Source organism: Acinetobacter sp. ANC 4636, from assembly GCF_054454555.1.
In genome coordinates, this window is the sequence record NZ_JBTKVD010000001.1 from 164,193 (window position 1) to 187,718 (window position 23,526).

A 23,526-nucleotide genomic window follows, 5' to 3' on the forward strand; every position below is an offset into this window, starting at 1 on the left:
AGTAGTATTTTAGATCTAATAGCTCAAACCTATGCTGATGTATTATTTTTAGTGTTCTGTCAGATTAGATTTGAGCTCCTTGTAAATTAACTATTTTTTAAATGCATTCTCATTATAAAACGGATATATGAATTAATACGATCAATCCAATATAAAGCTTCATCTAGGGGAAGAGTTGAAGCAACAGGGTTGCCGTGGCGCATATCAGGGTAAAATTTATGCATTCTATCCCATAGGCTTAAACCATCTTTGACAATTTCGGTGCGTCCCCATTTATTAGGATCACTGCGAAGAGCTTGGATAGCATCCTTAATATCATCTTTACCTGAAACCTTTTTAACAATTGTTTCCATCGCTGAAAGACAATCACGAACAATGTCTTTAATATCACGATCAGATAAATTATTAGTTTGAAAAAACTGCTCTTGAGCTTGTATTAAATGATCATATGTTTGTTGGCAGATACTTTGAACAGTCTCTATGGTTTTTTCAATTTCTTTAGTACGACTAGTTACATCATCACAGAGAATCCATTGAACAGCGGTACTTGTATATTCACCTATTTTTATATTTTCAAGAATATAACCAAAATTGTAATCACTAAACTGTTCATTTAAATCGCTTAGATTAATGTGATCAAGCTGTGCTAATTCTAAAAAAAAATTCATTTGGCGATTAAATTTAGTTCTGGATAATTTGTAGGTAAAATCAGGTAAATCATCCATTAAAAAATTATATGACCATGCTTCACTTTGTGGACATGGAATATTTTGAGCCATTAATGAAAGAATGTGCTTTATATAATTCGTTGGATTTTCAGATTTATTAACTGCAGATACAATTATACCTTGTAAAGCTGAAAATACTTCAGAGGGAATCATATCTAAAGTATAGGTAGAACTTTGATAAGTTTGATAGTTAGGATGGTCATCTATAAATGACATAAGTAATACCTTATATAGAAAAACATGTTTTATGGAAAGTTAGTGAAATGGGGCAGAATGCCCCATTTTTTATTTTCGAACAGACATAACATCATTTGATGAAATCATAAATTGTGCCTCATAGTGTTTAATGTTAGCTGCCTTGGCGGCATTTTCTAAAATATTTTTGATTGCCTTTACAGCATCATCGTATGTGGTATTTAAACTAAAAGAAGCTGTCCATGTAGTTGTTAAATTTGTCTTTTTAAGTTTTTTTTCATCTAAAAAGTCATAAAAAGCATTACGTTCTGTTTCTTTCACAGCATTTAAATCAACTGTGAGTAATAATTTTAAAGCCATATCAATTCCTGTCTATTTAGAAATTTAAATTTACGTTGCTAAAGTCTAATTTTGAAATCTTATTAGAATAGTAACTAATCGAAGAAACTGTATTTTTGTGATATGTATCACACTTTGTTTCAACTTAATATATAAGTATGGATAGTGATTCACTATTTCAAGGATTGTTAAATATTAAATGATTAATAGTTTATTTTTTGAACAAATTAATTTGTAGATGTGTAGAGACATTACCCTAAGCATTTCTTACGCACCTCCATTCTGAGGTGCATTTTTTTAACATATTCAAAATATTACAAAATACTTTAATGTAGGTCTACTTATGTCAGCAGGGCTAGAAATTCGTGGAAAATCCATGCGTATATGGATCAATGATGGCACAACCGTAATAAAAGAAACGCTGGGCTGGAAAACCACACCAGAAAATATCGAACGTGCAGAAAAGCTGGTCAATCTTATTAAGCTCGAAATAGAAATGGGTACGTTTGATTTAGTTCGGCATTTCCCACATTCAAAACATGTCGAAAGAAATACGATCACATACTATGCACATGAATGGAAACAGGCCACAGAAAGGGAAGTCTCACCTAGCACATTCTATTCATATGGTTATCAGGTCGATTTACATGTTATCCCACGTTGGGGCAAAGAAAACCCTAAAAACATTGAAACGGTGGATGTTAAAAAATGGATTAGAAAGCTTAAGGAAAAGCTACAGCCTAAAACAATCCGTGAAATTGTCACACGACTGGCACAGATCCACGCGATTTGGCGCAATGAGCATAAAATTGCATATAACCCATTCAAAGATATATCCATTCAGCAAGAAGATGCTCCAGAGCCTGATCCATTCACTAAGGCAGAAATCAGTACATTACTAAACACGGCAACATTCCCAGATATAGAAAATTTAATACCTTGTTTGCTGTGGACAGGATTGTCTATTTCTGAGCAATTAGCATTGGCTTGGGATGATGTTGATCTAGACCAGGGAACGATCTTAATACAGCGAGGTTGGGTACGTAATACCTACAGAGTGACAAAGACACGTCGACGAAAACGTCAGATAAAATTGCTTCAACCAGCAATAGATGCGTTAAAAAAGCAATACCTGATTACAGGGCAGTACAAATCTAAAACGATTGATATTTTACAAAGAGATAATCAAACCTTTAGAAAAGAGAAGTTAAGTTTTGTCTGGATTAACCATGAAACCATGATGCACTATAAATATCATGAGCTGCGTTACAGATGGAATCAGCATCTTAAAAAGTCAAAGGTTCGCCATAGAGGTATCAATCAAGGACGGCATACTTTTGCCAGTCAACTTTTATCCAGTGGCCAAGTACCACCAGAATGGATTGCGGATCAACTGGGACATGCAGATACCACGATGATCTATAAGCACTATGGAAAAATCATTGCTGAGGATGCGCCTGACTACATATCAAAGATAAATAATTACATCTTAAAGTAATGTAAAACACTTTGGGATTACTCCATTTGTTACTTTATAAGTAACTGATTTTAAAATTTAAAAATAAGATATTACTCCATTACTTCATTTTTGAGGGGCAATAGATTTTGCCTCTCTTATTTTTAATCTCAGATAGAAAACCCACACCAAATATTGAAGATAACCAGTCGTTAGAATCTATATTCCCATATTGGCAATTTTTCGCTACCTAGTAATCTGTAAGGTACTGATTTTTAATATGTATCCGAAAATTGTGGCGTAGGTTCGAGTCCCGCTGAGCGCACCATCTTCGTGTTTATACCTTCCTTGTTTTATTCAAATTTCTTATTTTTTTGCGAATAATTTTCTATCTGAACAGAGTATTTGCATTTATTTTTCATAAAAATCATTTATTGATAATAAATTTTTCATAAATTGTGTAATAAATCAGTAAATTTTGATAAAAATTTTTCCCATGACTCGTGTATAAAATATCAATATCATCCAAATTGCCCATAAACTGGGAATTCTAAGGATCTGTTGAGTTTTTTAGTTTTAGCCATCATTCCGAGCAAGACTCAATGACAGGGTATTTTGCCGTGAATTGGTGATGTTCTGTTCATTTAGAAAAACTGAGCTCTGCAAAACATACTTTGTATCAGCTTAAAAACAGCACTGTTGCAAGTATCTGTGCAATATCAACAGACCCTAGTATGATATATCGGTAGCTTTACTGATCAAGTACTCTATAGGTGAGTATTCTTTCGCCAGAATGAATCTCGAGATGATTCATTTCAAGCACAATTTCATTGGAAACAATAACATGCCTGACTATCGTTCAAAAACATCGACACATGGAAGAAATATGGCTGGCGCACGCGGTTTATGGCGTGCAACAGGAATGAAAGATGAAGATTTTGGAAAACCGATTATTGCCGTGGTCAACTCTTTCACCCAGTTTGTGCCAGGTCATGTACATCTAAAAGACTTGGGTCAACTGGTTGCTGAGCAAATTCAGGCAGCAGGTGGCGTGGCTAAAGAGTTCAACACCATTGCGGTCGATGACGGTATTGCGATGGGACATGATGGAATGTTGTATTCATTGCCATCACGCGACCTGATTGCTGATTCTGTAGAATATATGGTCAATGCACATTGTGCCGATGCGATGGTTTGTATTTCAAACTGCGACAAAATCACCCCAGGGATGTTAATGGCATCAATGCGTTTGAACATTCCAGTTGTATTTGTGTCTGGTGGTCCAATGGAAGCGGGTAAGGTCAAATTCCGTGGCAATGAAAAAGCCATTGATCTTGTCGATGCCATGATTGTTGCCGCTGACGATAGCTATACCGACGAAGAAGTACAAGCATTTGAACGTTCTGCATGTCCAACCTGTGGTTCATGTTCAGGGATGTTTACTGCAAACTCAATGAACTGTTTGACCGAAGCTTTAGGTTTGTCTTTACCTGGTAATGGTTCAATTGTTGCAACGCATGCAAACCGTAAAAAACTGTTTGAACGTGCAGGAAAATTGATTGTTGAATTGGCAAAACGCCACTATGAGCAAGATGACTACAGCATTTTGCCACGTTCTATTGCAACCAAGGCAGCATTTGAAAATGCCATGACTTTGGATATTGCTATGGGTGGTTCAACCAATACCGTATTGCACTTATTGGCTGCTGCAAATGAAGCAGAAGTTGATTTCACTATGGATGATATCGACCGTCTATCTCGCAAAGTGCCTGTACTTTGTAAAGTTGCGCCAGCGAAACAGGATGTTCACATGGAAGATGTGCACCGTGCAGGCGGCATCATGTCAATTTTAGGTGAGCTTGATCGTGCTGGATTGTTGACAACATCGGTAAATACTGTACATGAACCAACCTTAAAAGATGCGTTGGACAAGTGGGATATTATCCGTACTGAAAACCCAGAAGTATATGAATTCTACCGCTCAGCTCCTGGTGGTGTACCAACACAAGTTGCATTCTCACAAAACCGTTACTACTCAACTTTAGATGGTAACCGTGAAACAGGTGTGATTCGTAATTTAGAACATGCTTTCTCTAAAGATGGTGGCTTGGCAGTTCTTTACGGCAACATTGCATTGGATGGCTGTATTGTAAAAACTGCGGGTGTAGATGAGTCGATCTTGAAATTCACAGGTACAGCACGCGTATTTGAAAGCCAAGATTCTGCTGTAGAAGCAATTTTAGGTGGCAATATTAAAGCGGGTGATGTGGTTGTGATTCGCTATGAAGGTCCACGTGGTGGTCCTGGTATGCAAGAAATGTTGTATCCAACCAGCTACTTGAAATCGAAAGGCTTGGGTAAAGACTGTGCCTTGATTACCGATGGTCGTTTCTCTGGCGGTTCTTCAGGTCTATCAATTGGTCATATTTCACCAGAAGCGGCTGAAGGTGGTGCAATTGGTTTGGTTGAAGATGGCGATACGATCCAGATCGATATTCCAAACCGTACCATTCATCTAGATGTTGATGATGCAACTTTGGCACATCGTCATACTGCACAAGAAGCAAAAGGCTGGCATCCAAAAGAAGAGCGTAAACGTAAAGTGTCTAAAGCACTTAAAGTTTATGCTCAGCATACAACCAGTGCTGCAAAAGGCGCAGTTCGCGTTCTATAATTTGTAAGTAAAGCAAAAAACTTCTTGATGAAGTCATGCCAGTCAGTCTATCGATTGACTGGCATTTTTTTATTTAAGATTAAGTGAAACGTCATTTGTGATTGGTTGAAGAAAAATATTATTAAAAAGCACTGTTTTTATCATTTAAATTGAGTGTAGAGAAAGTTTTCACTCAAGGTATTGAAAGAAAATAAATAAAAGATGACAGTGTCTTACAGTTTTAACTCATATTTAAAATGCTTTTAGTAATCAATATTATTTTTTGAATGATTTTTTAATAGCCTGTTGTTCATTTTGAGGTTTTTGATATAGGAAAATACCATTTCTTCCCGAATTTTTGACTTTATATAAAGCTTGATCTGCTTTACGTAACCAGTCAGCAGTTGAGTACGCATCTTTAACTGAAGCGATCCCAATGCTGATGCTGACACGACATAAGTCATGATTGGTGAGTCGCAAAGCTGTGATTTTTTCTAAAATTTGTTGAGCCAAATCGCACACATCATCTTGTTTATAATTGATGGCAATGACTGCGAGCTCATCTCCACCAAAACGGGCAGGCGTGTCAGATGCATGTAAGGTTTGCCGTAATATATTGGAAATTTCCAGTAAGATGTAATCGCCAATTTCATGTCCGTAGTTGTCATTAATTTGTTTAAAATGATCAACATCCAGTAGCATTAAATAGGCGGAAGTTTGTGCACGCTGGGTTTGAATAAAAGTGCTGGCAAGACGTTGTTCAAACAACCGTCGATTGGGAATATGCAAGCGAGGGTCCATCATGGCGATGCGTTCAAATTCACGATTGCGCTTGCTTAAACGTACAGATAAATGTCTGGAGATGACACTTAGACCAATCATATAAATGGTTGCTAATGGTAGACTGAGCCATACTGTGCGTTGGCTAAACTCAAGATGTATCCGATAACCGAGTAAAGCCCAGATCACAAAAAAAGCCAGAAATAAAGCAATTAAAGCCAATCTTAAAAGTTTCCAACCACCAGCAGCATAACGATCAGCAACCAATACCGAAAAAATCAGCAAGGAGGGAAATGGACTAATTCCCATAATCGCAATCCAGATACCTCCAAGAGCACTGTCAATAATTAAACAATTGTTTTCAGCTTTGACAGGGTCATATGCCTGCATGCTAAACAGGCAAGCAACAGTTGGCCAGACAAAAGCATTGACTGCCAGCAAAACGAAATAAAATAGATGGTAATGCATGTCCCACATCACAGAAGCAATGGCCATAAAGCACAGACTTGTACCGAGTTGGCGCATCATAAAAATTCGCCAGACAAATCTTTGACTGCGAGCTTTTAATGCTGCTTCATCAGGAATGATATAAGACATAATCAATGCCTAAGAATGATTATTATTGGATTAATCTAGCAAATTTTAATCGGTTATAGCGAAAGAAAAGTAAATTTATAAAAATAAAATTCTATAATCGTTTGATTTTCTATGCGGTTGTAAAACTTATTAATTTTACCAGTCAGTGTACGATGAGTATATGCGAGATCAGAGTATTGATATCTATAAAGGATTGCTGATTTTTTTGGTGGTCTTTGGGCACTTTTTAGAACGGTTGTTAGGCTGGCAAGATACTTTGGCCAAAATTTTTTTACAAAACATTTATGTACTACACATGCCGGCCTTTGTGTTTATTTCGGGGTATTTGTTTAAAGATCAGAACATTTCTCAAAAACTGCAATATTTCTTGTCGTTAATGATTCCGTTTCAACTGTTTTATATCCTGCTTGATGTTTATTATACGGGGCAGTTCAGTAGCAAATGGCTGTGGCAGCCATATTGGTTGTTGTGGTATCTGTGGGCAATGCTGGCTTGGGTTATTTTGACGCATTGGCTGAAACAAACAGCATATCCCGTTGTGCTGAGTTTGCTGTTGGCCTTACTGATCGGTTTATCTCCAATCAATAACTATCTATTCTCGGTTGGGCGGATCTTTAACTTCTTGCCATTTTTTATGCTTGGGCACGTTTATGGTAAGACGTGGCTGGATATTTTACGCCGCTTGCCATTTACTTACCTTATTGCGGTCATTGCCATCGTGGGGTTACTAGGTTTAACGCAATTGCATCCACTTAAATCTTACTGGCTATATGGCAGTCTAAGCTATACGCAAATGCATATTGCGCCTTTGCAGGGCATGCTGATACGCAGTCAATATTTAATCATGTCATGCTGTGCAGTGTTTGCTTGGGCAATGCTCGCAGGAAAACTCCCACAATTTTTATCTCAGCTTGGGCAGGCATCATTATCCATTTATTTGTGGCATGGTTTGATTGTGCTGTGGTTGAGTCATATATGGCATGTTGCCATGACACCGTCTGTTCAACTACTCATTGCATTTTGCGCTAGTATTTTGACTTGCTGGGTTTGTATGCTACCCATTTTTCAGCGCAGCATACAGATGTTATCCAGCGGTTTTTTATGGCTATTTACCAAGATTTTTCCGCAAAAAACCTAGATTTTAAAACCTGACTTTTCAAGTGCAGTCCGCAAATAAGGGTCAAGTTCATCCTGTTTCAGTAACCAGTTGGCGTAGTCTGATGGCAAGTCTTTAATGGCTGTACCTTTGTGCTTGCCAAAATTAATCATTTTAGGAATACGTGCATTTTCAGAAGCGACATAAAGTTCTTCAACTGTTTGTATGCCAAGACTGGCAATAATATGCATCAAAATATTGGCAGTTAAAATAATATCTGCATCGGCTCGGTGCGCGCCTTTGAGTAGTTCGCGGGCTTTTTCACTGCCACGACTGATTTGATAAATGAGGGCAGAAATGTTGTGTGCTTCCGCATCTGCCCAGACTTGACGTGCCAGTGCTAGCGTGCAAATCGGTTTTAAATGCGATACATCAACCCCACAACGGGCAATGGCTTGTACGTCATAATCAATATTGTGCCCAATAATATAAGTCGTTTCTTGAGGGAGTTGAAAGGTCGTGTAGCTTGGCTGGTCGGCAATATCCGATTCTAAAATATGATGCACCGCCATAGCCGCATAAGAAATGGGTTCGCCAACCGAATACAATTGATCGAAAATCTTGCTTTTATCTAAGCTGAGTTTGCCTTGCTGGATTTCAATCGGTGCATAAGCAATTTCAATCGGTAAGCCGTTGAGCGTATGGGTTTCAGTATCAAGAATAATAGTATGCATAGCCGTCACAGGAGTTTTTTGTGCAATGTAACATTGCTTGAGATCAACTACAAATTAGCGCGTTCGTTGTTGCTGCAAAACGACTTGTAAATCTTGCTGTAAGGCTTCGCTAGAAATCAGTGCTTTATAAATGTATATAGGAATGCCATCTTCCTGATCTGTTGCTTTAAAACTTTGCGTACCATCACGGTATTCAAAAATTGCCAGTGGCATTTTGTCCTGATCCAGAATAAAAAAGCGCTGCTGTTTAATTGAAACTTCATAATTGAAAAAAGTCTGTTTCAATAAACGTAAAAAAGCTGCCTGATGGGTACTGAGTTGGTTTAGATCACGAATACGGTCACTATCAGAGCGATGCTGACTTTTAGAGTACAGGCGCTGCACATGACTGCGCTGTGGCTGTTGGTTTTGCATAGCTGATTGTGGTGGTGCAGATTGTTTTTGTCCACGAATATAATAGCCTAAGCAAAAACCTAAAATTAAACAAATCAATATCAACATTTTAAAATTATTTTAAAAATCTAAACCTTGTTATGATCTAAAATTCTGCAATTGAATTCAACAGATTTTAAATCATAGTTTAAATTGAGCGATTTTTATTGCAAGCTGAGAAAACTTCATGCCGAAAAACCTCAAACTTCGTGCTAGAATAGGCTTCGATTTTAGCACGGCTTAAAAGCCCTAATTGATAGGACCCTCGCTAATGTTTGCCAACATCTCTATTTCTGAATTTGATCCAGATTTAGCAAAAGCAATTGCTTCTGAAGGTGAGCGCCAAGAAGCTCATATTGAGTTGATTGCCTCTGAAAACTACTGTTCTCCAGCAGTTATGGAAGCTCAAGGAAGTAAGTTAACCAATAAATATGCAGAAGGCTATCCAGGCAAACGCTATTACGGCGGTTGTGAATATGTTGATGTCATTGAGCAAATGGCGATTGACCGTGCTAAAGAATTATTTGGTGCTGACTACGCAAACGTACAGCCACATGCTGGTTCTCAAGCAAACTCTGCAGTTTATTTAGCATTACTTAACCCAGGCGACACAGTTTTGGGTATGAGCTTGGCTCACGGTGGTCACTTGACTCACGGTGCAAAAGTTAGCTTCTCGGGTAAAACTTATAACGCAGTTCAGTACGGTTTAAACCCTGAAACTGGCGAAATCGACTATGAAGAAGTTGAACGCCTAGCTTTAGAACACAAACCACGTATGATCATTGCAGGTTTCTCTGCATACAGCCGTGTTGTAGATTGGCAACGTTTCCGTGACATCGCGGACAAAGTTGGCGCTTATTTGTTTGTTGACATGGCACACGTTGCAGGTCTTGTTGCTGCTGGTGTTTACCCAAGCCCAGTACAAATCGCTGACGTAACCACAACAACGACTCACAAAACACTTCGTGGTCCACGTTCTGGTTTGATTCTTGCGAAAGCAAACGAAGAAATCGAGAAAAAACTTCAATCAGCTGTATTCCCTGGTAACCAGGGTGGTCCATTGATGCATGCGGTTGCAGCAAAAGCAATCTGCTTCAAAGAAGCAATGGCGCCTGAATACAAAGCATATCAGCAACAAGTCGTTAAAAATGCTCAAGCAATGGCTGAAGTTTTAATTGCTCGTGGTTATGACATCGTTTCTGGTGGTACAGATAACCACTTGTTCTTACTGTCATTGATCAAACAAGACGTGACTGGTAAAGAAGCAGATGCATGGTTAGGTGCAGCGCACATTACTGTGAACAAAAACTCTGTACCAAACGACCCACGTTCTCCGTTTGTGACTTCAGGTATTCGTATCGGTACACCTGCTGTAACGACTCGTGGTTTCTGTGAAGCAGAAGTACGTGATCTTGCAAACTGGATCGCGGACATCTTGGACAGCAAAGGTGACGAAAGTGTGATCGCTGCTGTTAAAGACAAAGTTGCAGAAGTTTGTGCAAAATTCCCAGTTTATGCAAAATAATCGTTTTGCCTAACTGAAAAAAGCCTCCTGAATTTGGAGGCTTTTTTATTTTTAAGATTGATAACGATAAAAATCGAATTGAACACAATCTGTATAACTTACAGATAGGAATTCTTCTCTTGATTGCTGTGGTGTTGCTGCATCTTTAATATTCTCTATAAATTACATACTGCTTTTTTAGGCATCCCATTTTTTGGGGAACCTTTGAGTACTTAATTGCTAGAAATTGAAATTATGATGTGACTCTCTGTTTATGACTATTTTCGGTGACAAGGCTGGTGAGTTTGAGTTTTTATGCAAATCTGTTGATTGCTCAATATAGCTATATGAACTACTGCGGTAGTTACTTTATCTGATTGCAAGTTGTATGTTGCAAAAGCTGATTGAAACCTATGCTTCAAAGCAATTGAGTGATTGAGTACAGAACAAGTTTTTAGTTATTTGATTTGTAAAACCGATCACATGAATAAAAATATACTGTTTTAACAATGAAAAGACTTGCGTTAATATAAACCCAAGTTAAGAAATTCGCTCTATTTGGAGAAATATGATGTTAGATCAAAATATTAAAGCACAATTGAAAGCATACTTAGAACGTTTAGAAAGCCCAATTGAGTTAGTTGCCACACTTGATGATTCAGATAAGGCTGAGCAAGTCAAAGAACTGGTGACTGAAATTGCAGAATTATCTGATCAAGTCACAGCCCGTTTCGATGGTGAAAATGCACGCCGTCCTAGTTTTGGTATTGCAAAAGCAGGTGAACAACCTCGCGTATTTTTTGCAGGTTTGCCAATGGGGCATGAGTTTACCTCATTGATCTTGGCGTTATTGCAAGTTTCAGGTTATGCACCAAAAATTTCAGATGAATTATTGAATCAAATTAAAGGATTAAACTTAAAAGCAAATTTTGATGTGTTTGTTTCTTTAAGTTGCCATAACTGTCCTGACGTGGTTCAAGCCTTGAACTTGATCGCGATTTATAATCCAAACGCAACCACCACGATGATTGATGGCGGCTTTTTCCAAGATGAAGTTGAACAGCGTAAAATCATGGCTGTGCCAATGGTGTTCCAAGATGAACAGCATATTGGTCAAGGTCGCATGACCCTTGAAGAAATTGTGGCGCAACTGGATCAAAACTCGGCAGAAAAAGACGCCGCAGCGCTCAATGCCAAAGATGCTTTTGATGTGTTAGTTATTGGTGGTGGGCCTGCAGGCGCAACTTCGGCGATTTATGCAGCACGTAAAGGTATCAAAACAGGGATTGTGGCAGAGCGTTTTGGTGGTCAGGTGATGGACACTATGGACATTGAAAACTTTACCTCGGTACAAAAAACTCAGGGACCAAAATTCGCAGCCGATATGGAAGCGCATGTGCGTGAGTACAATGTCGACATCATGAATTTACAGCGCGTAAAACACATTACAGGTGCAGATCAAACGAGCAATGGTTTAGTCTCAGTTGAACTGGAAAATGGTGCCAAACTTGAGTCTAAAACTGTAATTCTATCGACAGGTGCGCGCTGGAGAGAAATGAATGTTCCAGGTGAAGCTGAATACCGTACCCGTGGTGTCGCATACTGCCCACACTGTGATGGTCCACTGTTTAAAGGTAAACGTGTCGCCGTGATTGGTGGTGGTAACTCAGGTGTCGAAGCCGCAATTGACTTGGCAGGAATTGTTGAGCATGTGACTTTGGTTGAGTTTGATACTAAACTTCGTGCCGATCAGGTGTTACAAGACAAGTTGAATAGCTTGCCAAATACTACAGTCATTATGAATGCATTATCTACTGAAGTATTGGGTGATGGTTCTCAAGTGACTGGCTTGAAATATAAAGACCGTACTACAGGTGAAGAGCATGTGGTGGAACTTGCAGGCATCTTTGTACAAATCGGTTTATTGCCAAATACCGACTTCTTAAAAGACAGCGCAGTTGCATTGTCAAACCGTGGTGAAATCGTGGTGAATGACCGCAATGAAACCAATGTGAAAGGTGTCTTTGCAGCAGGTGACTGTACTACAGTGCCATACAAACAGATCATCATTGCAACAGGTGAAGGCGCGAAAGCATCACTTTCAGCGTTTGACTATATTATCCGTTCAGGGCAATAAGTTGAATTGTAAAAACTAAGCTTGATCTAGCGAGGCTTGTTTCATAAGTTGCTTTTATTTCTTCCTCTAGAAGAAACATAAAGAAAGTGGATGTCATTATGAAAGAAGCCTGTTAATTAGATCAAAAAAAGAGCGACAAGATTGTCGCTCTTTTTTATGGTTGTTTTACACAATATTGAGTGCTTTAAACTTCTGCATTAACTGAGCCTGATCTTCTACGTGCGCAGGGTCAGGTTCAATACAGTTGATCGGACAAACTGCCATGCAGGTTGGCGCTTCATAAAAACCGACACATTCGGTACACCGTTCAGGGTCGATTTCATAGACTTTTTTGCCTTCAGAAATGGCGGTATTGGGACATTCTGGTAGGCACATATCACAGTTAATACATTCGTTGGTAATCAACAATGCCATTGTTTAACCTGCTGAATAAGCTAAAGATGCTGCCTGAATATTGCCTGTGGCATCTGGCAAGTTGCGAACTAGCAAGGCAAACTCAACATCAATGCTGGCATCAAGTGGAATTTCAACGATATGTCCTGAGCCTTTGGCATTGTCAATCTGATTGCCTTTCAGGTCACGCATTTCGGTTAAAGTAAAAGTAATGTTGCCTTTTGGGGTCATAAGCTCAAGTGAATCACCCACAAGGAAGCGGTTTTTCACCTCAATACGAATATAGTCACCATTACGTTCAAGCACTTCACCACAGAACTGTTGATAATCAAAATGTGATGAACCATCTTCATAGTTTTGATATTCGCTATGTACATGGCGGCGTAAGAAACCTTCGGTATAACCACGGTTTGCCAAACCTTCGAGTTGAGTCATCAGGCTCGGGTCAAATGGGCGACCTGCCAAAGCATCATCAATGGCTTTACGGTAAATTTGCGCGGTACGTGCACAGTAGAAATATGACTTGGTACGGCCTTCGATTTTTAATGAAGCAATGCCCATATGCGTCAAGCGATCAACATGCTGTACGGCGCGTAAATCTTTGGAGTTCATGAAGTAAGTGCCGTGTTCATCTTCTTCAGCGGCAAACATATCTTCATCATTACGCTGAATCAGCACAGGCTCGGCAAATTGATGCTGATCATTTGCATTTGAACAACAGGCTTTTTTCTCTTCAACTTGAGTGACAGGAATAACATCACCTGTGGCATCTTCTTGTGTTTCGTGGATTTTGTATTCCCAACGGCAAGCATTGGTGCATGCACCTTGGTTGGCATCGCGTTTATTCATATAACCAGATAGCAAACAACGTCCTGAGTACGCCATGCACAATGCACCGTGTACAAAGACTTCAAGCTCAATCTCTGGAACATGCTGTTGAATTTCTTCAATTTCATCGATTGATAGTTCGCGTGACAAAATCACTCGGGTCAAACCATAGTCTTTCCAGAATTTAACGGTTGCCCAGTTAATGGCATTGGCCTGTACAGACAAATGAATTGGCATATGCGGGAAATGCTCACGTACCATCATGATTAGACCTGGGTCAGACATGATCAAGGCATCGGGTTGCATCGCTACTACAGGCTCAAGATCGCGAATAAAGTTTTTCAGTTTGCTATTGTGTGGCTGAATATTCACGACCACATAGAATTTTTTACCCAGTGCATGTGCTTCATTAATGCCGATTTGTAAGTTGTCATGATCAAAGGCATTATTACGTACACGTAAGCTATAACGGGGTTGACCTGCATAAACTGCATCTGCACCATAGGCAAATGCATAGCGCATGTTTTTGAGCGAACCAGCAGGTGAGAGAAGTTCTGTTTTCATGGTAAACACAGTAAAAGCTTAGAAAAAATAGGGGAATATTTTAGTGATTCTCTGAGTGGCACTCAACCTAGTATTTTAGTCAGGATTTTTGAGTAATTCGGCATAAAAAAACCACACCGAAGGGTGTGGTTTTACTGGGTATAGATGAATTAATCGTGTTTTGGAGCAGGTTTTTTGCTGTCGTGGTCAGTGACTTTGTGTACGACGTGTTTTGTGCCTTGCCCCACTTTATGTACAACATGTTTGGTGCCATGACCTATTTTGCGCGCGACGTTTTTAGTTCCATGCCCAACTTCACGGGCAACATGTTTGGTTTCATGTCCAACGTTGTGGGCTACTTTTTTAGTATCATGCCCAACTGTATGTGCTGCATGTTCAGTTTTTTGTACAACTTTATGTGTTGTTGATTCAGTCTTTTCAGGATGCTGTTGCACAGGTTCAGCCATTGCAGTACCTGTAAATGCAGTTGCAGCAAAACCAAAGATTAAAGCAGCAGTAAGTTTTTTCATTTCGGGATCAACCTTGTTTTTTCGTTAGGTGGTGGATTTCACACTGACATTATCTCTAAGAGTTGTGGAAATTGTATGGAGCTAAGTTGCTAGGATGTATGGAGAAATATGATATATGACATGAGAATGGTTAATTCTTTTATCATTAAAGCTTATTTTAAGAAATGCTGTCACATTTTCCTCATCAAGCCGCAATATTGCAACGATAAAAAATATAAATTGCACAGCGTTGCATAAACTTATGCGAGTGTCCTATTTTCTTTATTGTTTGTATTCTAGGCAAATCGTAAAGTAACACTATATTGTGTTATTCGGATTTAGGTGATTTACATGTCTACAATAATTCCAACTCGGCAGCCTGTATTTTTTGTTTCTCATGGCGGTGGGCCTTGGCCGTGGATGCCAGACCATCTGGAAACTATTTATGCCAATCTTGCGCAGTCATTAGCCACATTATTACCAAGCCTGCCGCAAAAACCCAAAGCCATTTTGATGGTTTCAGCGCACTGGGAAGAACGTGAATTTACTGTACAGGCGACTCCTGAGCCAGGCATGATCTATGACTACGGTGGTTTTCCTGAGCATACCTATCATATTCACTATCGTTCGGCAGGTTGTCCTGAACTGGCACAGCGCGTCAGTGAATTGCTCACCCAAGCGGATATTTCTGTGCAGCAAACCACAACTCGCGGTTATGATCATGGTATGTTTTCACCAATGCAAGTGATTAACCCCGCCGCAGATATTCCTGTGGTGCAGTTGTCCTTGAAAAAGGGCTTAGATCCTGCAGCTCATATTCAAATGGGGCAGGCTTTAGCGCCGCTACGCGATGAAAATGTGCTAATTATTGGCAGTGGTTTAAGCTACCATAACTTACGTATGTTTAATGCATATGCTGCTGAGCCTTCAAAAGCCTTTGATCAATGGTTATATTCAACGGTGGTTGAACATCAAGGTACAGCACGCAATCAGTTATTGACCCAGTGGGAGCAAGCTCCTGCGGCGCGCATTGCTCATCCACGTGAAGAACATCTCTTGCCTTTAATGGTCAGTGTAGGCGCAGCACAACAGGAAACTGGAGTGCAAACCTATCATGAAACTGGATTTGTAGGTGGTTTATGGGTGTCCAATTTTGCTTTTGGTGAGTTGAAACAGGCGTAGTTGAGTCATTCTCTTTCTTTTATCAACCCAGTAGATATGAGATAGAAGTTTACCCAAGCGATAAAAACCGAGGTCTATTTGTACCTCGGTTTTTCATTTTAGAAGATCTGTCAATTAATCAAAACGATAAATGTCCATGCCTAATGCACCCATTGAAAAACTGCTATGCACAATGGTGAAGCGATGCCCCAAACCCATGGCAAAAAATAATGGTGCAAGATGTTCAAGACTTGGGTGATTTTGCTGAATATGGGGAATAGTCTGCCAATCTAAAACAGCTTCGTAGTTCTGATGGTTGAGCTTTTGTACCACATAATTGCGAAATTCCGATGCCCATACAGGCACTGTTGCCTGTGCATTATGCCAAGACAGTTCTGCTAGATTATGGGTAATACTGCCTGAGCCAATCAGCAGGATTTGTTGCTGACGCAGTTCCTTTAAGGTTTGCCCAATCTTAAAAATCTCTTCGGCGCTGTAGCTCATCGGTAAAGAGATTTCGACTACAGGAATATCCGCCTCAGGATATAAATGTAATAAAGGCATCCAAACCCCATGATCACGTGGGCGGGTACTATTGGCATGTGCATGTAAGCCAGCTTCTGCCAGTAAATGTAAAATCTGTTCGGCAAGCTCTGGTTGTCCAGGCGCAGGGTAGCGAAGCTGATATAAGGCTGGTGGAAATCCACGAAAGTCATGCCATGTTTCAGGGCGTACAGCACTACTGACTTCGAGTGCCTGACTTTCCCAGTGGGCAGACATGACCACAATGGCTTGAGGACGAGGCAGGTTTAGACCTAAACGCTGCAATGCTGGGCCAACCTGTTCAGGGTCGAGTGCCAGCAGGGGAGAACCATGAGAAATAAATAACCCAGGTAAAGTTTGAAGATGCATAAGGTTCACCTGAATTTGAACTGTTGCATCATGCTTTAAGCACGATGATACGGATGATTATGATTAATGCTCATGGCGCGGTAAAGCTGTTCAATTAGCATCACCCGAACCAGAGGATGTGGTAGTGTCAGTTTAGACAAAGACCAGTGCCACTTGGCTGCCTGTCGTACGGCATCACTCAAGCCATCGGGTCCACCAATTGCTAAAGCAATATCCTGACCCTCTAGCATCCATTGCTGCATGGTCTCTGCCAGTTTCTCGGTACTCAGTTCCCGACCACCGACTTCAAGTGCGATCAGGGTTTCACTGGGTTTGAGCGCAGCTAAAATACTTTCACCTTCAGTCTGGCAGTATTTCAAGATATCGGCATCGGAGTCATTTTTACCACGTTTTGCCATCGGCAATTCAACAAATTGGGTTTGGACGAAGGGTTGAATCCGTTTTAAATAGTCATCTACACCAGTCAATACCCAAGCAGGCATTTTCTGTCCAATGGTTAAAATGCGAATCTTCATCGTGACAATCTTTGCGAAAAAAACAATTATAACCTGAGCGAAGATAAACAAAGCAAGGCTTTGTCTGAGCGCAAGGCGAAAGCTGTGCTTGAGTGATAAGAAGATAAACAAAGCAAGGTTTGTCTTGAGAAGCGGTTAAAGCTTCGCAAGGAGGCGAAAGCTACATTTAATAGGAATAAGGTGCACTATATCGTGCCTTGCAAGAAACCTTGAAGCAGTTGAAATATTCTAAAAGCGATCTTTATGCTATTTGTATTTTTATACGAAAGTGAAAATGCGATTCAATCGTCCATGGGATGAATTTGGATCGAGCAAAATTATCTTAAAAATTACAGAATCCGCACAAAAAAGAGAATCTTTTAAAAAAATAGATTAATCTGAAATGGAATATGTAAAACTTATTACATAAGGAAATGGCTTTCTACATCATCAAACTATATTTACGGGCTAACTTATTTCTTAAGCAGGATGCATCTTCAAAGTTTGATGATAAAACCAAGTCGGTGTAAATCCTTAGTATCTTCAGTCAAGTTTCGGCTTGATGATGAAAAAGAGGTAAATAGCGATGTTGAAGAAAATTATAACCACCGTGTTAGTGGTTTCGACAGTAGCCACCAGTAGCCTAGCAATGGCAGAGCCTTGGCATGATCGTGATGGAGATCGTCATGGTTACGATCACCGAGGTGATTATCGAGATCATCGAGATTACCGTGACGGACGTGGTTGGGAACATCGTCATGAAGACTGGGATGATCATCGCGGTCACTGGTCACGTGGTGACCGATTACCCCCTCGTTATCGTGGCGATTATGTAGACTGGCGCGAGCATCACTTGCCATACCCACCACGCGGGCATCGTTGGGTACGTGTGAATGGCGATTACTTATTGATTGCAATTGCCACAGGTATAATTACTGGGGCAGTTTTATCGCGCTAGAAAACCGCTGTATTTGACAAAAAACTGCTTCCTTTGAAGCAGTTTTTTTATGCAGATTTACAGTAATTATTCATAAAATCAAAAAATTAAGATTTGCTTAAACCGTTAAAAATCGTAGTAATTAAGCACGAAAAATGAGACAAAGCATTGCACAAAACTGCATCGATCTACATGGTTTCTCTTAAATATTTCCGTACAGTAGCCAAAAGCGTAACGCCGTACATCAGTTTAAATGTATGCGTGAAAGTATCAATATTTTGCTCTGGCGGTATCTGGATGCAAAATGACAGGAGAAAGAAATGAGTAAGTCAAAATGGATGGCTGTCGCCTTGGCACTCAGCACCAGTCTTGCATCGGGTCTAACTTTGGCAGATCCGTGGGATCATGATGATCGAGCATCAGAATATTATGAGCATCATCATTATCGCCATTGGGATGAGCCACCACCACGTTATTGGCGAGAATATTCATCACATGATTGGCGAGAATACTCATCACGTGATGACTGGCGAGATCGAGATCATCCCGTACGTTACTGGCATGAAGGGCAATATATTCCGCGTGATTACATGGATGATCGCTATTATGTAGACTGGCATGAACGACGTTTACCGCCACCTCCATATGGTCATCGCTGGATGCAGATTGATGGAGACTTTGTACTGGTTGCGGTGGCATCAAGTGTGATTACTCAAATTTTACTTGGCCCCCATTTTCATTAAGCTATTCAATGGATTGATGAAAAATTGAATATTTTAGGCAATAAAAAAACCACTTCCGAAGAAGTGGTTTTTTTATGTTTTTGGGATTAGTGACGAGCCGTTTGGTTTTCAGCCACTGTTGCAACCAGTGATGTTTTTGGTAAAGGCGTTGGTTGTTGAGTCAATGCCAATGGCAAGATCTCATCAATGCTTTTCACGGCTTTGATTTCTAAACCTTCCTTCACGTTATCAGGAATTTCCGCCAAATCACGCACGTTGTCCTGTGGAATGAAGACCAGTTTGACCCCACCACGATGGGCTGCCAACAACTTCTCTTTCAAGCCACCAATTCGCAGTGCACGGCCAGCAAGCGTAGTTTCGCCTGTCATCGCGATATCTGCACGGATTGGAATACCTGTAAAGGCAGATACCAATGCCGTAGTCAGTGCCAAACCTGCGGATGGACCATCTTTCGGTGTTGCACCCTCAGGTAAATGCACGTGAATATCGGTTTCATCAAAACGTGATGCTTCGATACCAAGTTCATCAGCGCGGGTACGAACTACAGTCATCGCTGTGGTGATCGATTCTTTCATCACATCGCCAAGCGAACCTGTGGTAATGAACTTACCTTTACCTTTTACCGCAGCTACTTCAATGGTAAGTAATTCACCACCTACAGATGTCCATGCAAGACCATTAACACGACCAACTTGTGCTTCAGATTCAGCCATGCCGTAATCGAATTTATGCACACCTAAGTAATCTGGCAAGTTCTGCTCAGTCACATCAATATGCAAGCTTTTCGCTTTCTTGCTTACCGCTTCTTTCACGACTTTACGAGCAATTTTAGAAATTTCTCGTTCAAGGCTACGCACACCTGCTTCGCGGGTATAACGGCGGACAATGTCACGAATCGCTTCTTCATGCACAGTGAGTTCTTTGTTTCGTAAGCCATTGTCTTTAATTGCTTTCGGTACTAAATAGCGTGAAGCAATATTGACTTTTTCATCTTCGGTATAACCCGGAAGACGAATGACTTCCATACGGTCAAGCAATGCTTCAGGAATATTCATGCTGTTAGCTGTACAGATGAACATGACTTCAGACAGGTCAAGATCCAAATCTAAATAGTGGTCGTTAAACTTACTATTTTGTGATGGGTCAAGAACTTCAAGCAATGCTGATGCAGGGTCGCCACGGTAGTCCTGTGCCATTTTATCGATTTCATCGAGTAAGAATAGCGGATTCTTCACGCCGACTTTAGTCAATGACTGCACGATTTTACCTGGCATCGCACCGATATAGGTACGACGGTGACCACGAATTTCAGCTTCATCACGTACACCGCCCAAAGCCATGCGTACAAACTCACGACCAGTCGCTTTGGCAATGGATTCACCAAGAGAAGTTTTACCAACCCCTGGAGGACCTACTAAACAGAGGATAGGGCCTTTGAGTTTTTTCACACGTGATTGAACAGCTAAGTATTCAACAATACGGTCTTTAACATCATCAAGACCATAGTGGTCAGCATCAAGAATCTCTTGTGCTTTTGGCAAGTTAATACTCACCTTGCTGGCTTTATTCCATGGTGTATCTAAAATGACATCTAGATAGTTACGTACCACAGCCGCTTCGCTTGACGCAGGTTGCATGGCTTTGAGTTTGCGAAACTCTGCTTCTGCTTTTTTGCGCACATGCTCAGGCAAATCTGCTTCGGCAAGACGTTTTTCAAGCTCAGCAACATCATCTTCAGCACCGCCATTCATATCGGAAAGTTCACGCTGAATGACTTTCATTTTTTCATTCAGAAAGTATTCGCGTTGGTTCTTTTCCATCTGGCGTTTGACACTATCGTGTAGTGTCTGCTCAATTTGCTGCTCTTCAGATTGTTGCAACAAATAAGTCATTAGCTCTTTTAAGTGAGCTTCGAATTCATCATGTTCCAAGAAATTCTGTTTAACTTCAATATTTAGAGGAACACGTGTTGCGACGAAGAATAACAATTGTTGCAAATCATCAATCTTAGTTGCAGCGGTAATTAACTCGCGTGCATTGCGCAATTTTGCTTCAGCATATTGAGCAAATAATGCTTTCAATTCTTGTAAGCGCTCATCCTGAGTGTCTTGGTCTAATGCTACACTCATCGGGCTTAGCGTATGTTCAGCTGTGAAATACTCAGTTTGATCAATGATCTTTTCTAGTTTTGCACGATGTAAACCTTCAATCAGTACTTTGATGCAGTTTTCATCGTTTTCGTGGTTCACAACTTGCACGATTTTCGCCACAGTTCCGTATTGGTACAGGTTGTCCTGATCAATATCTTCAGTGAGAGAATCTTTTTGTGCAACCACAAAGACTAAATTGTCACTGCTACGCGCCATATCAACAGCTTTTATTGATTTTTCACGACCAACAAAAAGCGCGATTTGCATGTGCGGATAAACCACTACATCACGTAACGCTAATAATGGTAATATGTTTGGAATTGTCAGTTCTTGCGAACTTTCAAGATTCAAAATTTGTTCAGTCATGGGCACTCCTAATGAGTGACAACAGTGTTGCCATGATTTTTATAGTGATGGGTTTTTTTTAAATTACAAGGGCAAGTCTTGTGAAAAAATTAAAAAACCATGATTTTGATTAAATTTAAAACAGCTTGTTATCGGTTAAAATATCGATAAGATTGTGGTGTACAAAGTGCATGTAGCGGCTGATCCCAAGGCTGATGGGGAAGCACAATATCAAGGCGTTGAAACTCATGCGCTAGCCCTAAGCGAAAGGGAAAATGTTGAGCCTGAGACAATGTACGATCATAAAAACCACCACCCATACCCAAACGCATACCTTTTATATCACAAGCCAGTAAAGGCATACACAATACATCTAGATGCTTCACGGCAATCCCGCGTTGTTGCGGTTCCAGCATACCCAAGCAGTGTGGCGCAAAACGCCGTGTATAAAATTGTTGTCTAGAAATTTTGACCCAGAGTAAATGCTGATTCATATTGCAGATTTTGGGTAAGTAAACTTCTTTATTGAGTTTGAAGCAATGTTCGATGAGCTCTTTGGTTTCAATTTCACCAAAAGCATCTAAATATAATCCGATTTTTTTTGCCTTTTGAATCGCAGGAACGCGTCGGAAACGACTTAATATGGCCTGAGCAGCCTGACGTTGCTGAAAACAGGTGAGTCGACGACGCTTACGCCGCAGTTCACGACGTAACTGTTGGAGGTTTAAAGCATTCATGATCTGGTCATTTGGGTTCGGCTTACGATTGAAGTATTACCATAAAAAGTAAACGAGTAAAGTAGCACCTATGATGCACTGGTCATTTTACTGATTTTTGCTTGGGCGCGATGGGTTAACTGAATAATTTCTTGCTGATTCTGTTCAAGTTTTTTTTGCAATTGTAGGATCTTGAGCGTATCTGGACGTTGAGCTGCTCCCAGTTGTGCAAGTTCAAGGCTAAGCTGATTGTTATGCATCATTTTTTGACGAATCGTATCAACCTCTGCGCTACTCAATAATAAGTCCTGTAATTCATAATTAAATTTTGTGACACGCTGCTGCATGCTTTGAATAATTTGTTCAATTTGGGCAGCATTACCAGAACGAATGGTATGTAAGGCTTGTTGCTGAAAAACAGAACTTTCCTGATTTTGGCGTTGTGCTAAATTTTGTAGTATTCCAAGATCTATTTTAATATCAGTGGCTTGATTGTGGCTAAAATGAATCTGTTGTGAATTTATATGGTTGGGTTTGCAGGCAAATAGTGTCCATGAAGAAAGGCATAAACAGACAATCAACAATGGTTTCATAACATGCCCCGACTTTGCTGTGAATAAAAGAAATATAGTGCCTTCATAGAAAAAGCTTAATCATGCAGGGGGAAAGTATAAAGTCTCTAAGTATGCGCTATGCTGTAAAAACACATAAAAATTGAAAATTTTGTTACAGCTTTGTAATTACACAGAAAGTGCAGAAAATCTATAGATATAAAAAAACCAGCTTTCGCTGGATTTTGTTTACACCATTTTAACAGTTTTAAAATGGTGCCCGGGGCCGGACTCGAACCGGCACGCTTTGTGGGCGGGGGATTTTAAATCCCCTGTGTCTACCTATTTCACCACCCGGGCATGGCCGCAATCATAAAACAAGTTATTTTTGTTGGCAACACTATCTTGTGGTATTTGCTTTAAAATTACTCAAATAACTGTTTTTTGCATAAAAATAAGAAAATATAAAAATATGGAAGTTGATGGTTTGAAAGAAGCACTGTTTCTGCCCATAAAGCGCGTTCTCATTAAGCGAAATATTTTTAAAAAATAATAAAAGACAAGTAGATGAGAACATATTTTTTGATGATGTA

21 protein-coding genes and 1 tRNA gene are annotated in these 23,526 nt (G+C 40.0%); 8 read left to right on the forward strand and 14 right to left on the reverse strand.

Going from position 1 to position 23,526, the window contains the following annotated elements; genetic code table 11:
- Positions 1 to 86: 86 nt before the first annotated feature.
- Positions 87 to 944 (reverse strand): hypothetical protein, encoded by an 858-nt coding sequence (locus ACX1N5_RS00830; protein ID WP_458800070.1) that lies wholly within the window; start codon positions 942 to 944, stop codon positions 87 to 89.
- 69 nt (positions 945 to 1,013) lie between these two features.
- Positions 1,014 to 1,283 (reverse strand): hypothetical protein, encoded by a 270-nt coding sequence (locus ACX1N5_RS00835; protein WP_458800072.1) that lies wholly within the window; start codon positions 1,281 to 1,283, stop codon positions 1,014 to 1,016.
- Between the two features lie 322 nt (positions 1,284 to 1,605).
- Here ACX1N5_RS00835 and ACX1N5_RS00840 point away from each other — a divergent pair, with 322 nt between their 5' ends.
- Together ACX1N5_RS00840 and ilvD are read left to right on the forward strand one after the other, a co-directional pair.
- Positions 1,606 to 2,760, forward strand: coding sequence for an Arm DNA-binding domain-containing protein (locus ACX1N5_RS00840; protein WP_458800074.1), 1,155 nt, complete (start codon positions 1,606 to 1,608; stop codon positions 2,758 to 2,760).
- Between the two features lie 802 nt (positions 2,761 to 3,562).
- Positions 3,563 to 5,392 (forward strand): dihydroxy-acid dehydratase, encoded by a 1,830-nt coding sequence (ilvD, locus tag ACX1N5_RS00845; RefSeq protein ID WP_131380911.1) that lies wholly within the window; start codon positions 3,563 to 3,565, stop codon positions 5,390 to 5,392.
- Positions 5,393 to 5,647: 255 nt separating this feature from the next.
- Here the strand turns inward: ilvD and ACX1N5_RS00850 are convergent, their stop codons facing one another.
- Positions 5,648 to 6,748, reverse strand: a complete 1,101-nt coding sequence (locus tag ACX1N5_RS00850) for a diguanylate cyclase (protein WP_458800076.1) — start codon at positions 6,746 to 6,748, stop codon at positions 5,648 to 5,650.
- 160 nt (positions 6,749 to 6,908) lie between these two features.
- On the opposite strand from ACX1N5_RS00850, the gene ACX1N5_RS00855 reads away from it, so the two are divergent.
- Positions 6,909 to 7,886 carry an acyltransferase family protein gene (locus tag ACX1N5_RS00855; protein WP_458800078.1) on the forward strand — a complete coding sequence of 326 codons (978 nt, stop codon included), beginning with the start codon at positions 6,909 to 6,911 and terminating at the stop codon, positions 7,884 to 7,886.
- Here ACX1N5_RS00855 and ACX1N5_RS00860 read toward each other — a convergent pair.
- Both ACX1N5_RS00860 and ACX1N5_RS00865 read right to left on the reverse strand, forming a co-directional pair.
- Complete coding sequence (locus ACX1N5_RS00860) at positions 7,883 to 8,578, reverse strand: 3'-5' exonuclease (RefSeq protein WP_458800080.1); 696 nt, start codon at positions 8,576 to 8,578, stop codon at positions 7,883 to 7,885. The two genes, ACX1N5_RS00855 and ACX1N5_RS00860, sit on opposite strands and share 4 nt — an antisense overlap.
- 54 nt (positions 8,579 to 8,632) lie before the next feature.
- Complete coding sequence (locus ACX1N5_RS00865; protein ID WP_458800082.1) at positions 8,633 to 9,079, reverse strand: hypothetical protein; 447 nt, start codon at positions 9,077 to 9,079, stop codon at positions 8,633 to 8,635.
- A gap of 202 nt (positions 9,080 to 9,281) precedes the next feature.
- Here ACX1N5_RS00865 and glyA point away from each other — a divergent pair, with 202 nt between their 5' ends.
- Both glyA and ahpF read left to right on the forward strand, forming a co-directional pair.
- The gene (gene glyA / locus ACX1N5_RS00870) at positions 9,282 to 10,535 is read left to right on the forward strand and encodes a serine hydroxymethyltransferase (RefSeq protein WP_458800084.1); all 1,254 of its coding nucleotides are present in this window, start codon (positions 9,282 to 9,284) and stop codon (positions 10,533 to 10,535) included.
- A 550-nt stretch (positions 10,536 to 11,085) separates the two neighbouring features.
- Positions 11,086 to 12,651, forward strand: coding sequence for an alkyl hydroperoxide reductase subunit F (ahpF, locus tag ACX1N5_RS00875; RefSeq protein ID WP_458800267.1), 1,566 nt, complete (start codon positions 11,086 to 11,088; stop codon positions 12,649 to 12,651).
- A gap of 165 nt (positions 12,652 to 12,816) precedes the next feature.
- On the opposite strand, the gene ACX1N5_RS00880 is transcribed toward ahpF, so the two are convergent.
- The 3 genes from ACX1N5_RS00880 to ACX1N5_RS00890 all read right to left on the reverse strand — a co-directional run bounded on the left by ACX1N5_RS00880 (position 12,817) and on the right by ACX1N5_RS00890 (position 14,945).
- Positions 12,817 to 13,065, reverse strand: coding sequence for a YfhL family 4Fe-4S dicluster ferredoxin (locus ACX1N5_RS00880; RefSeq protein ID WP_131380899.1), 249 nt, complete (start codon positions 13,063 to 13,065; stop codon positions 12,817 to 12,819).
- Between the two features lie 3 nt (positions 13,066 to 13,068).
- A complete protein-coding gene (gene trhP, locus ACX1N5_RS00885; RefSeq protein WP_004753210.1) occupies positions 13,069 to 14,436 on the reverse strand; it encodes a prephenate-dependent tRNA uridine(34) hydroxylase TrhP in 1,368 nt (455 codons plus the stop codon).
- 149 nt (positions 14,437 to 14,585) lie between these two features.
- Positions 14,586 to 14,945, reverse strand: a complete 360-nt coding sequence (locus tag ACX1N5_RS00890) for a hypothetical protein (RefSeq protein ID WP_458800086.1) — start codon at positions 14,943 to 14,945, stop codon at positions 14,586 to 14,588.
- A gap of 330 nt (positions 14,946 to 15,275) precedes the next feature.
- Here ACX1N5_RS00890 and ACX1N5_RS00895 point away from each other — a divergent pair, with 330 nt between their 5' ends.
- The gene (locus tag ACX1N5_RS00895) at positions 15,276 to 16,106 is read left to right on the forward strand and encodes a DODA-type extradiol aromatic ring-opening family dioxygenase (RefSeq protein WP_131380895.1); all 831 of its coding nucleotides are present in this window, start codon (positions 15,276 to 15,278) and stop codon (positions 16,104 to 16,106) included.
- Between the two features lie 114 nt (positions 16,107 to 16,220).
- Here ACX1N5_RS00895 and ACX1N5_RS00900 read toward each other — a convergent pair whose 3' ends face one another.
- Positions 16,221 to 16,997 (reverse strand): dioxygenase family protein, encoded by a 777-nt coding sequence (locus ACX1N5_RS00900; protein ID WP_131380893.1) that lies wholly within the window; start codon positions 16,995 to 16,997, stop codon positions 16,221 to 16,223.
- Between the two features lie 35 nt (positions 16,998 to 17,032).
- Positions 17,033 to 17,512 (reverse strand): 23S rRNA (pseudouridine(1915)-N(3))-methyltransferase RlmH, encoded by a 480-nt coding sequence (rlmH, locus tag ACX1N5_RS00905; RefSeq protein ID WP_004753203.1) that lies wholly within the window; start codon positions 17,510 to 17,512, stop codon positions 17,033 to 17,035.
- A gap of 565 nt (positions 17,513 to 18,077) precedes the next feature.
- Here rlmH and ACX1N5_RS00910 point away from each other — a divergent pair.
- Positions 18,078 to 18,449 carry an RcnB family protein gene (locus ACX1N5_RS00910; RefSeq protein WP_458800089.1) on the forward strand — a complete coding sequence of 124 codons (372 nt, stop codon included), beginning with the start codon at positions 18,078 to 18,080 and terminating at the stop codon, positions 18,447 to 18,449.
- A 299-nt stretch (positions 18,450 to 18,748) separates the two neighbouring features.
- Positions 18,749 to 19,171 carry an RcnB family protein gene (locus ACX1N5_RS00915; RefSeq protein ID WP_458800091.1) on the forward strand — a complete coding sequence of 141 codons (423 nt, stop codon included), beginning with the start codon at positions 18,749 to 18,751 and terminating at the stop codon, positions 19,169 to 19,171.
- 86 nt (positions 19,172 to 19,257) lie between these two features.
- Here ACX1N5_RS00915 and lon read toward each other — a convergent pair whose 3' ends face one another.
- From lon to ACX1N5_RS00935, 4 genes are all read right to left on the reverse strand, one after another.
- Complete coding sequence (gene lon / locus ACX1N5_RS00920) at positions 19,258 to 21,687, reverse strand: endopeptidase La (RefSeq protein ID WP_458800093.1); 2,430 nt, start codon at positions 21,685 to 21,687, stop codon at positions 19,258 to 19,260.
- Positions 21,688 to 21,815: 128 nt separating this feature from the next.
- On the reverse strand, positions 21,816 to 22,403 hold the full coding sequence (locus ACX1N5_RS00925) for a 5-formyltetrahydrofolate cyclo-ligase (protein ID WP_458800095.1): 588 nt from the start codon (positions 22,401 to 22,403) through the stop codon (positions 21,816 to 21,818).
- Positions 22,404 to 22,471: 68 nt separating this feature from the next.
- Positions 22,472 to 22,975 (reverse strand): hypothetical protein, encoded by a 504-nt coding sequence (locus tag ACX1N5_RS00930; RefSeq protein ID WP_458800097.1) that lies wholly within the window; start codon positions 22,973 to 22,975, stop codon positions 22,472 to 22,474.
- Between the two features lie 232 nt (positions 22,976 to 23,207).
- Positions 23,208 to 23,293 (reverse strand) — tRNA-Leu (locus tag ACX1N5_RS00935).
- Positions 23,294 to 23,526: the final 233 nt, after the last annotated feature.

Coding starts and splice junctions, on each gene's coding strand:
- ACX1N5_RS00830 (WP_458800070.1), bottom strand. CDS start 944: ATGTCATTTATAGATGACCATCCTAACTATCAAACTTATCAAAGTTCT.
- ACX1N5_RS00835 (WP_458800072.1), bottom strand. CDS start 1,283: ATGGCTTTAAAATTATTACTCACAGTTGATTTAAATGCTGTGAAAGAA.
- ACX1N5_RS00840 (WP_458800074.1), top strand. CDS start 1,606: ATGTCAGCAGGGCTAGAAATTCGTGGAAAATCCATGCGTATATGGATC.
- ilvD (WP_131380911.1), top strand. CDS start 3,563: ATGCCTGACTATCGTTCAAAAACATCGACACATGGAAGAAATATGGCT.
- ACX1N5_RS00850 (WP_458800076.1), bottom strand. CDS start 6,748: ATGTCTTATATCATTCCTGATGAAGCAGCATTAAAAGCTCGCAGTCAA.
- ACX1N5_RS00855 (WP_458800078.1), top strand. CDS start 6,909: ATGCGAGATCAGAGTATTGATATCTATAAAGGATTGCTGATTTTTTTG.
- ACX1N5_RS00860 (WP_458800080.1), bottom strand. CDS start 8,578: ATGCATACTATTATTCTTGATACTGAAACCCATACGCTCAACGGCTTA.
- ACX1N5_RS00865 (WP_458800082.1), bottom strand. CDS start 9,079: ATGTTGATATTGATTTGTTTAATTTTAGGTTTTTGCTTAGGCTATTAT.
- glyA (WP_458800084.1), top strand. CDS start 9,282: ATGTTTGCCAACATCTCTATTTCTGAATTTGATCCAGATTTAGCAAAA.
- ahpF (WP_458800267.1), top strand. CDS start 11,086: ATGTTAGATCAAAATATTAAAGCACAATTGAAAGCATACTTAGAACGT.
- ACX1N5_RS00880 (WP_131380899.1), bottom strand. CDS start 13,065: ATGGCATTGTTGATTACCAACGAATGTATTAACTGTGATATGTGCCTA.
- trhP (WP_004753210.1), bottom strand. CDS start 14,436: ATGAAAACAGAACTTCTCTCACCTGCTGGTTCGCTCAAAAACATGCGC.
- ACX1N5_RS00890 (WP_458800086.1), bottom strand. CDS start 14,945: ATGAAAAAACTTACTGCTGCTTTAATCTTTGGTTTTGCTGCAACTGCA.
- ACX1N5_RS00895 (WP_131380895.1), top strand. CDS start 15,276: ATGTCTACAATAATTCCAACTCGGCAGCCTGTATTTTTTGTTTCTCAT.
- ACX1N5_RS00900 (WP_131380893.1), bottom strand. CDS start 16,997: ATGCATCTTCAAACTTTACCTGGGTTATTTATTTCTCATGGTTCTCCC.
- rlmH (WP_004753203.1), bottom strand. CDS start 17,512: ATGAAGATTCGCATTTTAACCATTGGACAGAAAATGCCTGCTTGGGTA.
- ACX1N5_RS00910 (WP_458800089.1), top strand. CDS start 18,078: ATGTTGAAGAAAATTATAACCACCGTGTTAGTGGTTTCGACAGTAGCC.
- ACX1N5_RS00915 (WP_458800091.1), top strand. CDS start 18,749: ATGAGTAAGTCAAAATGGATGGCTGTCGCCTTGGCACTCAGCACCAGT.
- lon (WP_458800093.1), bottom strand. CDS start 21,687: ATGACTGAACAAATTTTGAATCTTGAAAGTTCGCAAGAACTGACAATT.
- ACX1N5_RS00925 (WP_458800095.1), bottom strand. CDS start 22,403: ATGAATGCTTTAAACCTCCAACAGTTACGTCGTGAACTGCGGCGTAAG.
- ACX1N5_RS00930 (WP_458800097.1), bottom strand. CDS start 22,975: ATGAAACCATTGTTGATTGTCTGTTTATGCCTTTCTTCATGGACACTA.